This window comes from Rhizobium ecuadorense, from assembly GCF_001187535.1.
Taxonomy (GTDB): domain Bacteria; phylum Pseudomonadota; class Alphaproteobacteria; order Rhizobiales; family Rhizobiaceae; genus Rhizobium; species Rhizobium ecuadorense.
This window is the reverse complement of sequence record NZ_LFIO01001240.1, coordinates 1-267: the sequence shown is the minus strand read 5'-3', so window position 1 is coordinate 267 and position 267 is coordinate 1. Positions and strand designations below refer to the sequence as shown.

1 pseudogene is annotated in these 267 nt (G+C 61.4%); it reads right to left on the bottom strand.

Annotation, left to right across the window (positions count from 1 at the left end):
- A pseudogene (locus AF337_RS25815) lies at positions 1 to 267 on the bottom strand (HlyD family secretion protein); the annotation flags it as partial.

Sequence of the window (267 nt, the reverse complement as noted above, 5' to 3'; positions counted from 1 at the left end):
GGGCCGCTTCGGCGCTTGCTCTTTGAGCTGGCAACTGCACGGCGATCTGTGTCTCCAGGGTCAGCTTTTTCGCGACCGTTGCATCCAGCGCTCCCTTGCGGCCGTCGATCGTCGTTGCCAGGCGTTCGACCTCGCGCCTGGCGACAGCGTTGTTCGTCAGGAGCTGCGCCTTCATCTCGTATTCGTCGACTGCCGTCTGGTAGGCACCCTGCGCCTCTTTGATCTGGCCATCGACCCCTATAAGCTCGGTCTGGGTCACCTTTATTC